The sequence below is a fragment of the Streptomyces sp. NPDC047049 genome, from assembly GCF_040643995.1.
GTDB classification, from domain to species: Bacteria; Actinomycetota; Actinomycetes; order Streptomycetales; family Streptomycetaceae; genus Streptomyces; species Streptomyces mooreae.
The window spans coordinates 808,066-823,102 of sequence record NZ_JBEYVM010000002.1 but is presented as its reverse complement, the minus strand read 5'-3'; the positions used below and the strand labels follow the sequence as shown (position 1 = coordinate 823,102).

The following is a 15,037-nucleotide window of genomic DNA, read 5'->3' as shown; positions in this document are numbered from 1 at the left end:
CCCGCCCGGGACGGCGTGCCGTAGGTGAGTCTCGGTGCGTTCAGGGCCTGGTCCTCTCGCCGGCCGTGCTCCCGTTGCTCTCCCCCCTACGCTGCCACGGGCGGCACATTCCCAGGAAGCTCACGAGCGCCAATATGGCGCAGGAGAGCTGTACGAGGGCCATCGGCAGGGCCGTTCGCTCGCCGGCGATGCCCACCAGCGGCGAGGCCACCGAGCCGAGCAGGAAGGTGGAGGTGCCCAGCAGCGCCGAGGCGGAGCCGGCCGCATGCGGGGTGCGCAGCAGCGCGAGGGTGTTGGTGCTCGGCATGACCAGGCCCATCGCCGACATGAGGACGAAGAGGCCGGCCGCCACCGGGACCAGGCCGGGGCGGCCGAGGACGCCGGAGGACATCACCAGCAGCCCGGCGGCGGCGAGCGCGATCACGGCCAGCCCGGTGCCGAGCACCTTGTCGAGGCTGACCCGGCCGACCAGGACCTTGCCGTTGAACTGGCCGACACACACCAGGCCGACCGAGTTGAGGCCGAAGAGCAGGCTGAAGGTCTGCGGGGAGGCGCCGTAGATCTCCTGGATGACGAACGGCGAGGCGGAGATGTAGGCGAAGAGGGCGGCGAAGGCGAAGGCGCCGACGAGGAGGTAGCCGGAGAAGGCGCGGTCGGCGAGCAGATCGCGCATGGTGCGCAGGGCCTGGCCGAGGCCGCCGGGGTGGCGGCGGGCGGGCGGCAGGGTCTCGTCGAGCCGGCGCCACACCAGGAGGGTGAGCGCGACCCCGACGGCGGTGAGGACGACGAACACGCCGCGCCAGTCGGTGATCCGGAGAATCTGGCCGCCGATGAGCGGGGCGACCACCGGCGCCGCTCCGGAGATCAGCATCAGGGTGGAGAAGAACCGGGCCATCGCCACGCCGTCGTACAGATCGCGGACCACCGCCCGGGCGATGACGATCCCGGCGGAGCCCGCCAGGCCCTGCAACAGGCGGCAGCCGATGAGGAGTTCGGCGGTGGGGGCGAACGCGCACAGCGCGGTCGCCAGGATGTAGACCACCATGCCGGCCAGCAGCGGCCGGCGGCGGCCCCACTTGTCGCTCATCGGGCCGACGATCATCTGGCCCAGCGCCATGCCCGCCAGGCAGGTCGTCAAGGTGAGCTGGACGGTGGCGGCCGGGCTGTGCAAAGCGGCGGTGACCTGCGGCAGGGCCGGCAGATACATGTCCATGGAGAGCGGCGGGACCGCCGTGAGCCCGCCGAGGACGAGGGTGACGAGGAGGCCGGTGCGGCGGGACGCGGGCAGCGGGGCCGGTGCACCCGGTGCTGCCGGCGCGCCCCGCTCGGCTATGGCGGGTAGGTCCGCGGAATCGGCCGCGCCGGGCTCCGTCATCGGTGTCTCCATGGGTCGTCGAGGGCGGCACCATGGTGTCATGCACAAGGCGGCTCCCGGCAGGTTCCGGACCGGTCCCTTGGACGGAAACCGGACGTGCGGAGGTCCTAGGTCCCAGGTCCCGGCCGGCCCGGTCAGGCGGGCTTCAGCCCCGGAGCGCCCGCCTCGGAGACGAAGGAGGCGGCGGTGTGCACCGGCGCTCCGGGGGTGGTGACGGCGGACACCGTGCGGTAGTCGCCGCGGGCGGTGTCCTGGCCGAGGGTGACGGTGACATAGCCGCGCCGGCCGTTGTAGAACTTCATGTGCGGGTTGGCGTCCAGGTACGTGGCCCAGTTGGCGGGCTTGTCCGCGCCGTCCTTGCCGCTGGCGATCGAGGTGGTGACGAACTCCACCCCCGCGGTGCGCGAGCCGGGGTCCTTGAAGTCCTTCTTGATGTCGAAGGCGTAGTGGACGTGCACATCGCCGGTGAGCACGACGAGGTTGTCCACGCCCGCCGACTCCGCGCCCGCGAGGACCCGGTCGCGGGAGGCCGCGTAGCCGTCCCAGGCGTCCATGCTCAGCTGGTAGCCGGCGCCGGTGGCGTTGCGCCGCTCGGAGAAGGTGACCTGCTGCGGCAGGACGTTCCAGCGCGCGGAGGACTGCCGCCAGCCGTCGATCAGCCAGCGCTCCTGGGCGGCGCCGGTCAGGGTGCGCGCGGGGTCCAGGGACTCGGGGCCCGGGGCGTGCCAGCCGTCGCCGTAGGCCTGGTCGGAGCGGTACTGGCGGGTGTCGAGGATGTCGAACTGGGCGAGCTGCCCGTACTGGACGCGGCGGTAGAGCCGGGCGTCGGGACCGTCGGGCCGCTGCGGGCGGCGCAGCGGCTGGTTCTCCCAGTACGCCCGGTAGGCGGCGGCCCGGCGGACGAGGAACGCGGCGGGCGGGAGGTCGTCCTCGCTGATGTCGGAGGCGTAGTTGTTCTCCACCTCGTGGTCGTCCCAGGTGACGATGAAGGGGTGCGCGGCGTGCGCGGCCTGCAGGTCCGGGTCGGACTTGTAGAGGGCGTAGCGCAGCCGGTAGTCCTCCAGGGTGAGCGTCTCCCGGTTGAAGACCGCGGGCAGCGTGCGGTCGGTGTAGTGGCGGACGCCGCCGGCCGCGTCGACCGGGTACTCGTAGAGGTAGTCGCCGAGGTGGAAGACGACGTCGAGGTCTTCCTCGGCCAGGTGCCGGTAGGCCGTGAAGTAGCCGTCGTGGTAGGCCTGGCAGGAGACCGCGGCGAGCTTCAGCTCGGAGAGCCGGGCGGCGCGGGCGGGCGCGGTGCGGGTGCGGCCGACCGGGCTGATCCAGTTGCCGGCGCGGAAGCGGTAGTAGTAGACGCGGTCGGGTGCGAGGCCGGTGGGTTCGATGTGCACGGAGTGGTGGAACTCCGGGTGCGCCTCGGCGCGGCCCTGGCCGGCCAGCCGCTGGAAGCGCTCGTCGTAGGCGACTTCCCAGCGGACGGTGACCCTGGCGTCCGGCATGCCGTTGTCCGGCTCGTACGGGCGCGGTGCGAGCCGGGTCCACAGCACCACGGAGCCGGGCTGCGGGTCGCCGGAGGCCACGCCGAGGGTGAAGGGGTTCTCGGCGATCTTCCGCGCGTCGGCCTCGGCGGCGAAGGCGCCGCTGCCCGGGAGGTTGGTCGTGAAGGCGAGCGCGGCGGCGGCTCCGGTGACGGTGAGGAAGCGGCGGCGTCCGACGTGTGCGGCGGCGGCCCGGATCTCCTGGTCGTGCGGTGCGTGGTGCGTCATCTGGCCCTCCCCTGGCGGCGGTTGTCCCAGTGATTGCAAGGCCGCGGGACGGCGCGGCGCTGTCCCGTGCACGACGCAGGCATGACAGGTGGATGAGGACCGGTCCCGCAACGGACGCCGTCGGACAATCACGGCACCCGCCGTGCCTCCATAGGATTCGGGGCATGGCTGAACTGATGGTGCGCGACGGCACCTGGACCTTCGACCACGAGGCCGTGCGGATCGTGCCGGGGCACGAGCGTGGGGTGCACAAACTCCGCCGGGACCTCGGTGAGTTCACCGTGCCGCTGATCGCGATAGCCTCGATCGCCTACGAACCGGCCCGCAAGGGCGGCCGGCTGCGACTGCGGCTGCGGGACGCCGCGGACCCGCTGCTCCAGGTCACCGGCGGCGGGCTGCCGGACGAGGCGAATCCGTACCAGGTGGCCGTGGACGCCGCGCGGGCCGATGTCGCCGAGTACTTCGTGGACGCGGTGCGCCAGGCCCTGCTGCTGGAGCAGATTCCGGACGGCCCCGCCGACCGCTATCTGCTGCCCGGCCCGGCCGTGCCGCTGTCGGCCGCCGGGGATGGGGGCACCGCCCTGCTCCTTAAGAGCTTGGGGGAGGCCTTGCCCTCCTTCGACGGCGAGCGGGTGCACCACCGAGGAGGAGTTCACCGCCACGAAGGCCGCGGTGCTGCAGCGCTTCCACACCACGGGCTGAGGCGCGGCGGCTGCCCGTCCGCCCGCCGTACGCCGTTTACGCTGCCGCCATGGCAGAGAACACAGAGCCGGCACGGACCACGCGGACGACGCCGAGGGCACGGGCCGGGCAGGTGGGCGGCACGGCGACCGCGGACCGGCCCACGCTGCCGGCACCGACCTCGCGGGGCGCACAGCGGACGCAGACGGCACCTACGCCACAGGAGGCACGACAGGACGGGGCGCCGCACCGGAAGGTGGCCGTGGTCACCGGCGCCGGGTCCGGCATCGGACGGGCGGTCGCCCATGCGCTGATCGCCGCCCACTGGACGGTGGTCCTGGCCGGGCGGCGCGCGCAGGCACTGGCGGAGACCTCCCGGCTGGCGGGCCCGCTGGACTCCGGCGGCCCCGCGGTGCTGACGGTGCCGACCGATGTCACCCGCCCCGAGGAGGTCGACGCCCTCTTCGCCACCGCCCGCGAACGCTTCGGCCGGGTCGACCTGCTCTTCAACAACGCGGGCACGTTCGGCCCGGCGGCGGCGCTGGAGGAGCTGGCCTACGACGACTGGCGCGCGGTCGTCGACGTCAACCTCACCGGCTCCTTCCTCTGCGCCCAGGCCGCGTTCCGCGCCATGAAGTCCCAGGAGCCGCAGGGCGGACGCATCATCAACAACGGCTCGGTCTCCGCGCACGCCCCGCGTCCGCACTCCGTCGCGTACACCGCCACCAAGCACGCGATGACCGGCCTGACCAAGTCGCTGTCCCTGGACGGCCGTCCGTACGGCATCGCCTGCGGCCAGATCGACATCGGCAATGCCGCGACCGAGATGACCGGCCGGATGCAGACCGGCATTCTGCAGGCGAACGGCCAACTGGCGGTGGAGCCGGTGATGGACGCGGCGGATGTGGCCCGCACGGTGGTGCACATGGCGGAGCTGCCGCTGACGGCCAATGTGCAGTTCGCGACGGTGATGGCCACCAACATGCCCTACATCGGGCGGGGTTGAGGGAAGGGGCCGGGGCGAGGCCGCGGAGGCTGAAGGCGGGCCGGGGCGCCGGTCCTGAGGGCGGCGCCACCGCCGGGGGCCGGTCCGCCGCACCGGCCCGGCGCGCCGAATCCCCGTACGACCCCTGCCCTCCTGTCGCTTCCGGTGGCACCCTTGCCTCGGATCCGCACCACTCATCTGCCGGGGCCGCCCGCGCGCGGCCCCGATCCCTTGCGGCCGTGCGCGCCCCGGCGCGCGCGGCCCCCGCAGAAGGAGTTACGCGTGAGACGAACCGTTCGCGGCATACCGGCAGTTCACGGCATACCCGCGCCCCACCGCGCACGCAGGTCCCGGGCCGCCCTCGGCACCCTGACCGCCGCCGGTACGCTGCTCGCCCTGCTGCTCCCCACCGGCCCGGCCGCCGCCACCGGGCAGGACTCCCCCTCCCACCGCTCCCCCGCCCCGCGGACCGCCGCCTTCTGGACCGCGGAGCGGATGCGCGGCGCCGTTCCCCTGGACCTCACCGCGCCCGCGAAGCACGCCCCCGTCACCACGGTCCCGCGCAGCGCCCCGCTGAAGGTGGCCCCCACGCTCCCACGGCTCCCGCAGGCCCCGATGGCGCCCTCCGCCGCCCCGCTGCTCCCCGGCACGCTCCCCCAGGCCGGCGGGCCCTGGGCCGGCGGCGGCGCGGTCACCAAGACCACCGGCCGGGTGTTCTTCACCTACCAGGGCCGCACCGCCGCCTGTTCCGGTGACGCGGTGACCAGCGGCAACAAGAGCACCGTGCTCACCGCGGGGCACTGTGTGAAGCTGGGCGGCGTCTGGCACACCGACTGGATCTTCGTCCCCGGCTACCACGACGGCGAGGCGCCGTACGGCAAGTGGGCGGCGGCCAAGACGCTCTCCACCCCGCAGTGGACGGCCGGCGAGGACATCAACTACGACGTCGGCGCCGCGGTGGTCGCCCCGCTCGACGGCAAGAAGCTCACCGATGTCGTCGGCGGCCAGGGCCTGTCCTTCAACTCCGGCTACAGCAAGGCGATGTACGCCTTCGGCTTCCCCGCGGCCGCCCCGTACGACGGCAGCAAGCTGATCTACTGCAGCGGCACCGCCTTCAAGGACCCGCTGTTCTCCGGTGACCACGGTCTGGCCTGCAACATGACCGGCGGCTCCAGCGGCGGCCCCTGGTTCACCACCTTCGACGAGAAGACCGGCACCGGACTGCAGTCCTCGGTGAACAGCTTCGGCTACCAGTTCTGGCCGAACACCATGTTCGGCCCGTACTTCGGCGACGACGCCAAGAACCTCTACACCACGGCCCAGTCCTCCTGACCTCCCGCCCCGTCCCCCCGGGGGCCGTACGGCCGGACCGCGTGCGGCCCCCTCACCCGCCGTCCCTTTCCGGAACGACCGGCAGCAGCAGGAAGGACGGATGCCTCCCCCCGCTGATCAGCGTCGTCCGGCCCGCGTAGACGTCCGAGCCCCGGTCCTCGGCGTCGGTGTGCAGGAAGGTGCCGTTGCCCCGCATCGCGACCCCGGACGCCGACGGCCACGGCCCCTCCCCCGGAAGCTCGAAGTCCCGGCCCTGGACCGAGACGCCGAGGCGGTAGCCGGCCGGGACGACCACCGACGTCGGCCAGATCTCGACGTGCAGGTCGACCGGTTCGCCGGGGGTGAGCGGCTGCCGCTCGTCGAAGGTGTGCCAGGGCCGGTACGGCTCGCTGCGCGCGGGGTCGAGCTTGCGGAGCGAGGCCCGCAGCCAGCCCAGTCCGACCGCCCCGTGCGGGTCCATCGCGCTGACGAAGGTGACCTCGCGGCCGCCGGGGTCCTGCACCCGGAGGGTGAGGAACAGATCGGCGTCCGTGGTCGACGAGGCCACCCGCAGCGACGCGGAGGCGGGGCCGGTCAGCTCCAGTTCGTCCGTCAGGGGCTCGGTCCAGAACGTCAGACCCTCGCCGAGCGCGTCGAACCCGGCACTCCGCTCACCGGGGGCCGCCGCCGGCGCGAGCGCCAGGCGGTCGAGATCGAGGTGGAACGCCGTCCACCGGGTGCGCGCCAACGGCCACTCCGCTTCCGGCCGTTGCGCGAAGCCGCCGTCGGCCCGCCGGATGTTGAGGAGGACCGGCGGCTGGTCGTCCCAGCCGGTGTCGCGGCCCTGGAGGAAGTGCCCGAAGAACCGCTTCTGCAGGCCGACCCCGTAGTCCGTGTAGAACTCCACCCAGTGCTGCAGCCCATGCGCTTCGAGCCACTTCCGGTCACTGGCGACCCGCTCATATCCCTCGAAGCCGCCCCGTGTGTGCAGGGGATGCGCCCAGTTGACCGCGGTCAGCACCGGGACGGTGATCCGCGACAGGTCGGCGGTCCGCTCCCGGTAGTACGCGTCGAGCAGCGCATGATCGTGCACCGCGCCGACCGGGTCGGCCGTGTTCTTCGCCCGCTCCTCGTCGCTCAGCACCCCGGGACCGGTGACCGGAACGCCCGTGATCCGGTGCCGGGGACTGCCGCCCACGCCGTGCTGCACCGAGGCGACCCGGGCCGGGTACCACTGCTGCAGGAAGGTGTGCAGGATCCCGCCGTGATGGGTGAGTTCGCGGTAGAAGTCGGTGCCGCCCTCCCAGGGGCAGATGGCCGCGAGGTGCGGCGGCCGCAGCGCGGCGACCTGCCACTGGTTGACCGCGTAGTACGAGATGCCGAGCAGCCCCACCCTGCCGTTGCTCCAGGGCTGGGCGCCCGCCCACTCGATGCACTCGTAGTAGTCCCGCGTCTCGCGCGGCGAGAAGATGTCCAGGTAGCCCGGTGACCGGCCGGCACCGCGCGAGTCGACCCGGATCACCACGTACCCGTCGGGCACCCACTTCTCCGGATCGGCCGTCTCCCAGTTCTGGTAGCGGTTCGAGGACCCGGCGACGGCATCCGGGTGCTCGTCCGCCAGGGTGCGCCACATCGGCGCGAACCCCTCCTGGAAGGCGAGGCCCTTGGCGTACGGCCCATGACTCATGATCACGGGGTGGGCCGCACCGTCGTCCGGCAGGAACACATCGGCGCGGAGCTCGACCCCGTCGTCCATCGTGATCGGCGCATCCCAGTCGACGAGCATCACACCGTCCTCGGAGCAACCCCCCGGAGCACTGAGCACTGCCGCGGCGCCCACCGCCCGAGAGGACGGCCGGCACCGCTCCCGCCTCCCATTGTCCGCGGGGATCCGCGGGGGCGCCATGGCGTGCGGGCGAGGGCGGCCGGGACCGCCGGTTCACCCCGGCGCACCTCTCTGACCAGCAGGTATACAGGTATCCCGCGCGTGATCCGACCCGGAAGCGCCGGGTTTACGTGTCCTCACCAAGGGCCGGGGGCTGCACTACACTCTCGCCAGTCGAAATGGGTTGGACATGCAGCGAATTGCGGGGCGGTGCGGGCGTTCCGGCAGGCGAGGGGGCGCCCTCCAAGCCACCGCGGGAAGGGGTGGCCCCTGTCCGGACCTGCCCCGTCTTTGGCCAAAGAAGGCCTTCCTCCGTCTGGTCCCGCCGGAAACATGCCGTGCGGTATCCCTCGGTAGCCCTACAGTCACTGTGGCTGAGACCGCACCGCCCCCGACCGTCCGGCACCCGCCGAGCCGTCGTCCTCCCCGGCCCCGTACCGTCCCCTCTTCTCCCGTCCCCGTGCCCCGTCCCCTCTTCCCCCCGAGCACAGCGACAGCCGTAGGAGTATCCGTTCATGTGGTGGCCCCGCCGTCATGGTCCAGCGCAGCGAGCAGCGCTGCCGCAGCCCCCTCAGCACCGGCCTCCCAGCTCCCCGTGGACCTCACTCCGAGAGCAGTCGGCGGTCTTCTTCGCCACCTGGTCCGTCACCCGTCTCGTCCACCGCGATCTCCGGCTGTCGGGTGTACGGGACATGCAAGGCCTCGTCGACGCGGTGGCCGTGCGGCGCGACAAGCCGATCACGATCACTGAAGTGCCGCTTCCGCAGCAGGTGTCCGGATTCTGCGCCCGCGGCAAGGACCGTGACTTCATCGTGGTCGATTCCACCGCGAACGAGCTGACCCGCCTCCACGCCAGCCTCCACGAGCTGTTCCACCTGTGGGAGGAGCATCCGTCCGACGACGGCTCCGCCGACCAGCTCATGACCGAGGAAACCGTGCGGCAGCTCCTTCCCGGCCTGAAGACGGGCCCGGTGCTGCAGGTCCTGAACCGGTCGCACTACGACAGCGCCCATGAACGACGGGCCGAGGCGTTCGCCACCGTGATGCTTCAGCGCCACCTCGAACTGCGGCGCGACCAGCACATCAACGGCTTCCTCTCCTCGGCGCTCTCCCACCGGAGGTCCGGTGTCTGAGAGCACGTCGAACGTCGTCTACCTGACCATTGCGCTCCTCGACTTCGTGATCGCCGGGTGGAAGTGCCTGGCGCTGCTGCGCGATCCCACCCCCACTCTGTCCCTGATCACGGTGAACTTCGTGACGTCCGGCCTGGTGTTCACCATGGCCGCTCCGGTGGGGTACCGGCGGCTGGGCGAACTCACCGGCGTCCCCAGCTTCGCCACCCTTCCCGTCTACATCGGCATCCTGACCTGCTTCTCCCTCCTCCACCTGCTCACGATGCTGTGGGATCCCCGGTTGCGGCAGCGTCCCGCGGTGCTGCGCCGCAGGGTCACGCTGTGGTCCGCGGTGTACGTCGCGGCGCCGGCCGTCATGATCGTGGCGTTCTGCTCCGCCGGCCTGTCCGGCCCGGCGGACCCCCTGAAATTCAACACCAACTTCGCGACCGAGCCGCCGGTCCAGGTGTTCCTGGCGGTCTTCCTCGCCACACTGGCCTGCGGAACCCTGAGCACCTACCGGCAGTGCCGCATGGTGAAGCTCGAAGACCCCCGGTTCCAGCGCGCACTGCGCTCCTTCGGCATCGCCATGCTGTTCGTCTTCGGCTATGTGGTGTGCTGCGCCCCCGCCATCACGCTGGCCGCCCTGGGCAACCACACCCTGGACACGGTGGGGGTGCTCGGCTCCACCTTCGGCTCGATCGGTGCCCTGATCACCAGCTACGGCCTCTCGGGAGCCGCGGTGGGCGCATGGCTGCGCGAACGGCGTGACATCAAGGCCCTGCAGCCGCTGTGGGATCTCGTCGTCGAAGGGGTCGACGAAGACCTCGCCTTCAGCGTGGACAGCGCCCGCAGCCATCGCCTGGCATGGAACGTCGGCTTCAATCTGCACCGCCGCGTGATCGAGATCCTGGACGGGATGCGCGCGCTGCGTCCCTGGGTGTCGCCGCTGCCCGCGGCCGCCGTGTACGCCGCGTACGAGCACGAGCCGTCCCAGGGGAAGACGGATGCCCGCCGCCTCTCGGAGCGGGACCTGGAGGCGGCCGCCACGGCCGCTGCCCTGCGGGACGCGGCCCAGCGCCTGCAGGCCGCCCGGCGCGAAGCGGCGCTGCGGGGCCATCCCGGTCACCCCCAGGCGCCCGGGGGCCCGCAGGTGGCGCTGCCCGGCGAGGACACCCCCGCCTCCGGTGAACGCCAACGGCTGTTGCGCGTCGCCCAGGCGCTCACCGCCCCGCTGGTCGCCACGGCCTTGCGGGCGGTGCGCGTACAGCGGTCCGGGAGCGAAGTGTCCGAGGCGACGCCGGACGCCTGACCCGCCGCCCGCCTGACCCGCCGCCCCGCCTGACCCGCCGGACGGCTGCGGCAGAATTGGCCGCTCCCGTGCCGGCACCGGGCACCCGACCATGCCCGGCGCCCCGTGCCGCGGGGCACCATCGAATCACCTAGGGGGACTTATGAAACGAGCTGTGGTCCTGGGCGGGAGCATCGCCGGCCTGTACGCCGCTCGCGTGCTGAGCGACCATGCCGACGACGTCGTCATCCTCGAAGCGGACGACCTGGCGGAAGACGGCACCGGGCGCGGCGCTCCGCACCGGCAGCAACTGCATGCGCTGCTCTCCATAGGGCACGCCCACCTCGAACGCTGGTTCCCGGGCATCACCGGGGAACTCGTCGCGGGCGGGGCACGCTGGGGGACCGGCCCGGAGGTGCAGTTCTACGTCGACGGAGTACTCAAGGCGCCGGTTCCCGACCTCCGGATGCTGGGCGCCAGCCGGCCGTTCATCGAAAGCCGGGTCCGCCGGCGGGTCACGGCCCTGCCGCATGTCCGTGTCGTGCGGGGACGCGCCGAGGATCTGTGCTTCAGCGCCGGCCGGGTCCGCGGCGTGCGCTACTCGACCGCTGAGGAAACGTCACCGCAGGCCGGCCGGACGGACGAACTCGACGCCGACCTGGTGGTCGACGCCATGGGGCGGTCCAGCCGCCTCGGCACCTGGCTGCTCCGCGCCGGGTGGGACCACGCCCCGCTGCACCGGATGAGGATCGACCTCGGCTACGCCACGGCCGTCTTCCGGCGCGGGGACGAACTCCCCTCCACGGTCGTCGCACACGCCTCCCCGGGCCCTGCCAGTGGATACCAGCCCACGCTCAGCGAACCGGGCGCGATGGTGGCGGTGGAGGACAATCGCTGGATGGTGGTGCTGGCCGGCTACACGGATCACCGCCCGGGGCGAGATCCGGCCGATTTTCTGGCCCGGATGCGGCGCTGTGTCTCCCCGCTGCACGAGGTGGCGGACCGGTGCACCCTGCTCGGCGACGTCCGGACCTTCCCCTTCCAGGAGAGCCGCCGCCGCGACTTCACCCGGCTGCGGCGGTTCCCGGGCGGGCTGGTGGCGGTGGGAGACTCCGTTGCCTCGGTCAACCCGGTCTACGGGCAGGGTGTCACCCTTGCCGCGCTGCAGGCCTCGTGCCTGTCCGCGTATCTGCGCGCCGGGTCGCCTCCGCACGATCCGGCCTGGGAGTACTTCCGGCGGGCCGCCGTGGTGGTCGATGCGGCCTGGCAGGTGTCGGCGACCGCGGACCTCGCCCAGCCTCATGTACCGGGCCCGTACCCCCGTGGCTACCGGCTCGCCCGCTGGGCCGGCGACAAGATCGCGGCAGCGTCCGTCCTCGACTCCGGCGTCAACCAGGCGTTCATGGACGTCGTACACATGCGCCGGCATCCGAGAGCGCTGACCCACCCCCGGGTGCTGGCCCGGACGGCACGGGTCCTGGCCACTGCTCGCTGAGGCCCGTCCTCACCTCCCTCCTCACACCGCCGCCTCTCCCCCGTAGGACGCCCCGGCCGAAAGCGTCAACCCCGCGTCGGCCGGGGCGCCTTGCCGTCACGTCCGGGTGGACAGCACACCACCCGGCACGGACCGGCGGTACCGGGACGGATCGGGTCAGCCCCGTAAGGCCCCTCCACCGCGATCACCTAAGGTGAAGTGCACCGCCAACATGGAGGAGAGCTGACGATGGCCACGTGGCCGAAGACGCTCGACCGGGCCGGGATCACGGACCCCTCGCTGCGTCGCGACTACAGCGAGCAGCGCCGGCTGGTGGCGGGGTACGCCCGCGCCGAGTACACCGCCGTGCGCCTGCTCCTTCCCGCCGAGCTCGTACCCGACGTCATCGCCGCGACCGCGTTCATGCACCACAGCGACAACCTCATCGACCAAGGACCGGCCGACGAGCGGATCGCCGCGCTCGCCGACTGGGAAGGCAGGGTGCACGCCGCCCTCAAGAGCGGCGAAGCCGACGAGCCCGTGCTGCGGACGCTTCTTGACACCCTCACCAGGCACCCCCGGCTCCGGCAGTACGTCGAAGACTTCCTCGCCGGCGCGCCCCTGGAGGTGCGGACGCAGGGTTTTGCCTCGGAGAGCGACTTCCAGCACTACATCGACGGCTATTCGCTGCCCGCCTTCATGCTCATCGCGGGCCTGCTCGACGCGGGGGCGCCCGCGGACGCGTACCTGGCCGGCTGCCGGAGCTTCATCGAGGCGAGTCAGCGTCTCGACTTCCTGAACGACCTCGCCGAGGACCTGGGCAACGGGCGGCTGGGCATCCCGGAAGAACTCCTCGCCCGGCACGGTCTGACCCGCACCGACCTGACGCGCACCGGCCCGCCCCGCAAGCGCGGCGCCCCCGAGGGCTTCCGGGGACTGGTCGGCGACCAGGCCCGGCAGATCCGTACGGGGCTGACCGCGTCCTACGGGCTCGTGGATCTGGTGCACGCCCGAAGCCGGCCGTTCGTCCGCGCCCTGATCAGCATCCAGGGCCTGACCCTGCGGGCAGTGGCACGGAAGGGCACCGCACTGCTCGACGGGTCCGCCCGGCCTGATGTGGCCGCGGCGCTCCGGCTTCTGGGCCGGGAGTACGTGGCAGCGCGCCGCCGTCGCGACGCGGCTCCGGCAGCCGGCACCACCGCGCCGGGCGCGGTCGGCGGGAGCTGAACCCCACCGCCTCGAAGTCCACGCGGCCCGCGGGGTGCACGTGCCGTTCAGGTACCGCGGTGCGCGCGTTTCGCGTGCCGTGCAGGTGCCGCGCAGGCGGGGGCCTGTCGTTCAGGTGCCGCGCAGGCGAGGGTCCTGCCGTTCAGGTGCCGCGCCGGGCGGGCGGCGGGCCGTCGTCACTCTCGGGTCGCGCCAGCCCCAACAGCCCCTGGATCAGGGGAAAGACCCGCCTCCTGCTCCTGGTGGGCAGGGAGCACATACGGTCCGTCAGCTCCCGCACTTCGGGATCCTCGCGCTCCGGCCGGCTCAGGGCCTCGGAAAGCGCCTCCCGCAGCTCCCGGTCGATTTTGCTGTCACCGCTGGTGCCGCTGCGCATCGCCAGCCGGTCGATGCCCTTGCCCCGGAGCAGCGCGAGATGGGTCAGCTGCTCGTGCGTCGACTGCAGGGCCCGGTACAGCGCCTGACGTTCGGTGGCGGTGAAGAAGCCGGGCTCGACGCCGAAGAACTTCTCCAGCTTCCGGGTGACGTCCAGCCCGGGGCTCTTCCGTTTCCCGTTCAGGAGGTAGCCGACCTGACCGTGGGAGATGCCGGCCCCCGCACCGATCTCGTCAAGGGTGTACCTCTTCCCGTCGGGCTTGCGGCGGGTGTCCCGCAGGAAGACGAGGCGGTCCTGGAACGAGTCCTGCACGTTCCCGGGCTCCTGGCCGGTGTCGTCGAGCAACGCCTGGACGCGGGGGACCGTGATGCCCGTCCGGTGCGAAAGGTGGTCGAGGTCGATGACGTCGCGTCCCAGACCCAGGTCCCGGAGGAGTTCGTCGATCGCTGCGACGACGGCGGGGAGACCATCCGCCGGGTGCGCGTGGGAGGCATCCATGGCGATGGGCGGTCTCCTGGTCGGTAGACGAGCGGGGGCGGCGGCGCACTCGCAGCCACTCCGAGATTAACGGTCGCCAGCACCGTACGCCATGAACGGCACCACAATTGTGTCGGGTACGACCGCTCGGCGGCCCGGAAGCCCGCAGCCGGCACTCCCGGATTAAACGATTGTTGACAACGCGTTGTTGTTGAAGGATCCTCGCCAGGGCGGTGCCGCTGTGCGACCTGGATTCACCTTGCACGTGGGGACCGATCGCACGGTTTCCGTGCCTCGCAACCGCCGCCTTCCGAGCGGTGGTGCCGGGCTCCACAGGGGAGAGCCCGGCGCCACAACCGCCTTCGGGGCCGGGACATCGGGACGTACGGCCCTCCCCCGTCGGCCCGAGGGGAGCCATGACAGCGAGCAGAGGGCGCAGGCCCTTACCGATACCCAGCAGGCGCACGACGACAGTCGTGGTGGTGGTGCCGGCCGTGCTCGCCGGTGCTGATCCGGGGGCGTAGCCTCCCCCGGATCCTGTCGTGCCACCCTCTGCCCACGCCGGCACGGTGAAGCGTGGCGGCGTTCTCACGGCCGGTCGGCCAGGGGCCTCACTTCACCGTGTACGTGCACATCTTGTCGGACTTGCCCCCCTTGTTGTCCGAGACCTTCTTTCCGTCGACGGTGATGACGCAGGCCGCCGGGCGGAGCGTGCCGTCGGAGGCGGGCACGGAGCCGGGAACGACGGACACCCCGATGCCGATCCGCTTCTCGGCGTCGGTGGTCAGGGCGATGGTCGAGGTCTTCTTCCAGGGCAGCGTCGCCGTCACCATCTTGTTGGTGTCGAGGTTGTAGTAGACCTTCGACGTGCCGGTGCCGAGGACTTCGAGCGTGACCTTGTGCCTGACCTCGCCGCTTGCGCCGTCCGGTCCCGGCTTCCCGCCCGCGTCGGCCTGCGCGTGCGCGGACTTGTCGGCGGGCACGGGCTTGTCGTCACTGCCGCATCCCGTCAGCAGAGACGTGGTCAGGACCAGAGCCGTGCCAATGATGATCTTGCGCATGCTTCCCCCTCGCGAATGA

General features: G+C 72.1%; 11 protein-coding genes and 1 pseudogene. 7 read left to right on the top strand and 5 right to left on the bottom strand.

Annotation, left to right across the window (positions count from 1 at the left end; all coding sequences use genetic code 11):
• Positions 1-40 precede the first annotated feature (40 nt).
• Positions 41-1,375: a multidrug effflux MFS transporter gene (locus tag ABZ851_RS07705; protein ID WP_361123542.1), complete on the bottom strand. Its 1,335-nt coding sequence runs from the start codon at positions 1,373-1,375 to the stop codon at positions 41-43.
• Positions 1,376-1,509: 134 nt separating this feature from the next.
• Positions 1,510-3,138 (bottom strand): alkaline phosphatase D family protein, encoded by a 1,629-nt coding sequence (locus ABZ851_RS07700; RefSeq protein WP_361123539.1) that lies wholly within the window; start codon positions 3,136-3,138, stop codon positions 1,510-1,512.
• A gap of 164 nt (positions 3,139-3,302) precedes the next feature.
• Between ABZ851_RS07700 and ABZ851_RS07695 the strand changes: the two are divergent.
• From ABZ851_RS07695 to ABZ851_RS07685, 3 genes and pseudogenes are all read left to right on the top strand, one after another.
• A pseudogene (locus tag ABZ851_RS07695) lies at positions 3,303-3,719 on the top strand (DUF4429 domain-containing protein); the annotation flags it as partial.
• Positions 3,720-3,889: 170 nt separating this feature from the next.
• Positions 3,890-4,825, top strand: a complete 936-nt coding sequence (locus ABZ851_RS07690; protein WP_361123536.1) for an SDR family oxidoreductase — start codon at positions 3,890-3,892, stop codon at positions 4,823-4,825.
• Between the two features lie 261 nt (positions 4,826-5,086).
• A complete protein-coding gene (locus ABZ851_RS07685; RefSeq protein ID WP_361123533.1) occupies positions 5,087-6,136 on the top strand; it encodes a peptidase in 1,050 nt (349 codons plus the stop codon).
• A gap of 52 nt (positions 6,137-6,188) precedes the next feature.
• On the opposite strand, the gene ABZ851_RS07680 is transcribed toward ABZ851_RS07685, so the two are convergent.
• Complete coding sequence (locus ABZ851_RS07680) at positions 6,189-7,901, bottom strand: CocE/NonD family hydrolase (RefSeq protein ID WP_361123530.1); 1,713 nt, start codon at positions 7,899-7,901, stop codon at positions 6,189-6,191.
• 614 nt (positions 7,902-8,515) lie between these two features.
• Between ABZ851_RS07680 and ABZ851_RS07675 the strand changes: the two genes are divergently transcribed.
• The 4 genes from ABZ851_RS07675 to ABZ851_RS07660 all read left to right on the top strand — a co-directional run bounded on the left by ABZ851_RS07675 (position 8,516) and on the right by ABZ851_RS07660 (position 13,104).
• Positions 8,516-9,133 (top strand): hypothetical protein, encoded by a 618-nt coding sequence (locus tag ABZ851_RS07675; protein WP_361123527.1) that lies wholly within the window; start codon positions 8,516-8,518, stop codon positions 9,131-9,133.
• On the top strand, positions 9,126-10,424 hold the full coding sequence (locus ABZ851_RS07670; RefSeq protein ID WP_361123524.1) for an MAB_1171c family putative transporter: 1,299 nt from the start codon (positions 9,126-9,128) through the stop codon (positions 10,422-10,424). The genes ABZ851_RS07675 and ABZ851_RS07670 overlap by 8 nt, the downstream gene beginning before the upstream one ends.
• A gap of 142 nt (positions 10,425-10,566) precedes the next feature.
• Entirely contained in the window at positions 10,567-11,898 is a 1,332-nt protein-coding gene (locus ABZ851_RS07665) for a hypothetical protein (protein WP_361123521.1), read from the top strand.
• A 228-nt stretch (positions 11,899-12,126) separates the two neighbouring features.
• Complete coding sequence (locus tag ABZ851_RS07660) at positions 12,127-13,104, top strand: squalene/phytoene synthase family protein (RefSeq protein WP_361123518.1); 978 nt, start codon at positions 12,127-12,129, stop codon at positions 13,102-13,104.
• Between the two features lie 142 nt (positions 13,105-13,246).
• On the opposite strand, the gene ABZ851_RS07655 is transcribed toward ABZ851_RS07660, so the two are convergent.
• Complete coding sequence (locus ABZ851_RS07655; RefSeq protein WP_361123514.1) at positions 13,247-13,978, bottom strand: helix-turn-helix transcriptional regulator; 732 nt, start codon at positions 13,976-13,978, stop codon at positions 13,247-13,249.
• 590 nt (positions 13,979-14,568) lie between these two features.
• Entirely contained in the window at positions 14,569-15,018 is a 450-nt protein-coding gene (locus ABZ851_RS07650) for a hypothetical protein (RefSeq protein WP_361123511.1), read from the bottom strand.
• Positions 15,019-15,037 lie beyond the last annotated feature (19 nt).

Bases quoted from the DNA above. Each gene is read 5' to 3' on its own strand.
- ABZ851_RS07665 (WP_361123521.1), top strand. From the start codon at position 10,567: ATGAAACGAGCTGTGGTCCTGGGCGGGAGCATCGCCGGCCTGTACGCC.
- ABZ851_RS07655 (WP_361123514.1), bottom strand. From the start codon at position 13,978: ATGGATGCCTCCCACGCGCACCCGGCGGATGGTCTCCCCGCCGTCGTC.
- ABZ851_RS07705 (WP_361123542.1), bottom strand. From the start codon at position 1,375: ATGACGGAGCCCGGCGCGGCCGATTCCGCGGACCTACCCGCCATAGCC.
- ABZ851_RS07700 (WP_361123539.1), bottom strand. From the start codon at position 3,138: ATGACGCACCACGCACCGCACGACCAGGAGATCCGGGCCGCCGCCGCA.
- ABZ851_RS07650 (WP_361123511.1), bottom strand. From the start codon at position 15,018: ATGCGCAAGATCATCATTGGCACGGCTCTGGTCCTGACCACGTCTCTG.
- ABZ851_RS07680 (WP_361123530.1), bottom strand. From the start codon at position 7,901: ATGCTCGTCGACTGGGATGCGCCGATCACGATGGACGACGGGGTCGAG.
- ABZ851_RS07660 (WP_361123518.1), top strand. From the start codon at position 12,127: ATGGCCACGTGGCCGAAGACGCTCGACCGGGCCGGGATCACGGACCCC.
- ABZ851_RS07675 (WP_361123527.1), top strand. From the start codon at position 8,516: ATGTGGTGGCCCCGCCGTCATGGTCCAGCGCAGCGAGCAGCGCTGCCG.
- ABZ851_RS07690 (WP_361123536.1), top strand. From the start codon at position 3,890: ATGGCAGAGAACACAGAGCCGGCACGGACCACGCGGACGACGCCGAGG.